Origin of the sequence: Streptococcus danieliae (genome assembly GCF_025447695.1) — a bacterium.
Taxonomy (GTDB): domain Bacteria; phylum Bacillota; class Bacilli; order Lactobacillales; family Streptococcaceae; genus Streptococcus; species Streptococcus danieliae.
The window spans coordinates 1-1,832 of record NZ_JAOBSU010000173.1 but is presented as its reverse complement, the minus strand read 5'-3'; the positions used below and the strand labels follow the sequence as shown (position 1 = coordinate 1,832).

The 1,832-nt window shown below is 40.1% G+C and carries 2 protein-coding genes; both read left to right on the top strand.

The genetic code is table 11. From position 1 onward, the window contains the following. The coding region (locus N4310_RS08675) for a transposase (protein WP_262092812.1) at positions 1-147 on the top strand (147 nt) is incomplete at its 5' end. Continuing rightward, complete coding sequence (locus tag N4310_RS08345; RefSeq protein WP_262092811.1) at positions 144-1,793, top strand: fructose-1,6-bisphosphatase; 1,650 nt, start codon at positions 144-146, stop codon at positions 1,791-1,793. The genes N4310_RS08675 and N4310_RS08345, both read left to right, overlap by 4 nt. Positions 1,794-1,832 lie beyond the last annotated feature (39 nt).

Genomic DNA, 1,832 nt, shown 5'->3' with positions numbered 1-1,832 from the left:
CATTTTTTTCTCCCTTTACCATCATATTCCCCTGAACTGAATCCTATTGAGAACAGTTGGGCTATTTTGAAAAAAGCAGTGACAGAATTGCTTAGAAAGACAAGCGATTTGACTGACGCAATAACATACTATTTAAAAACTAAATGACTATAAGAAATGGTTCGGGAATCATCCGGAAGAAAATTGATGAATATTTTGGCGACGATCTTTCCGATTCTGACAAAGATGAGATGGCCTTGCTGATCTATTATCCGACAAAGCAAATAGCTCTTATGAGAGAATACCGTGGGAGTATTTATGTAGAGCAGTATCTGGAGCAGGTTTTGCCGAACTTGGTGAAATTACTTCAGTACATGGGGAGTAAATACACGCGCTCCAAGGTACGAAAGCTGCTTCCAAGTCAGTTTAGCTATATTATTGAAGAATTGGTAGCTGAGATTGAGCGATCAGCCTACAAAGAGCAGTATTTTCAAGTGATGATTGATAAAATTGTACAACTGGATCAGCTCGAAAATCTTGTTGAGGCTTTATCGAAAGTCATCCAAAGTTTAGCTGTTGATCACCTACATGTTGTTGGCGATATTTTTGATAGGGGACCCGAACCTGATTTGATTTTAGATCGTCTGGCAAGTTTGCGATCGGTCGATGTTCAGTGGGGGAATCACGATGTAACCTGGATGGGAGCCATGTCGGGTTCTCTCATCTGTATGGTCAACATTGTTCGAATTTCAGCTAGATATAATAATTTACGGTTGATCGAGGAGAGCTATGGGATTAACCTTAGACCACTCATCGCTTATAGTCAAGCCTATTATCAGCCAAAACCAGCCTTTGTACCGATTCTTGATGAGGGGAATATTACGGAAGAGGAGAGCAATCTCTTAAACCAGCTGCAGCAGGCGACTGCCGTTTTGCAGTTTAAATTGGAAGATGCTTTAATCGAAAGACGACCAGATTTCCAATTAGACCATCGCCGTTTGTTTAGAAAAATCGATTTTAAGGAAACAAGGATCCATCTTGGAGAAAAGATGTATCCTCTGCGGGATTTTAACGCTACTTGTATCAACCCTGAAAAACCGGATCAACTGACATCCGAGGAGATGGAAATTCTTGAACAGTTAAGGCGTAATTTTTTAGCCTCAGAGCGATTGAAGAGGCATGTTGACTTTCTGTTTGAACATGGTTCTATGTACTTAAGCTATAATAACATGTTGCTCTATCACGGATGTATTCCAATGCATGATAACGGTGATTTTAAATCTTTACGGATTGGACAGGCCCTCTATCGAGGTAAAAGCCTATTAGATTTTTATGAGGAACAGATTCGTCAAGCTTACCGAAATCCTACGGTTGATAATGATTTGGCAACAGATTTATTTTGGTATCTTTGGGTGGGGGAATGTTCGTCTCTGTTTGGTAAAGCAGCTATGACAACGTTTGAACGCTATTATATTGAAGATAAAGGGACTCATAAGGAAGAAAAAAATGCTTATTACAGGCTACGCCAACGAGCAGATATCTGTGAAGGGATTTTGGAGGAATTTGGCTTAGAAAAGGAAAGCCATATCGTAAATGGCCATACTCCCGTTCGTGAAATTGACGGTGAAAATCCCATCAAAGCAGAAGGAAAACTTTTGGTAATCGACGGCGGCTTTGCCAAAGGTTACCAGAAGCAAACGGGTTTAGCTGGCTATACCCTGGTTTCAAACAGCTACGGTTTGGAGTTGGTTGCTCATAAGGCCTTTAAAAATGTTACAACCCAAATTATTCATACCTCAAACAACTCCGTGTAAATAGCTAAAAAATCATCAGAAATTGCCAAAAAACAATGG

Coding starts and splice junctions, on each gene's coding strand:
- N4310_RS08345 (WP_262092811.1), top strand. CDS start 144: ATGACTATAAGAAATGGTTCGGGAATCATCCGGAAGAAAATTGATGAA.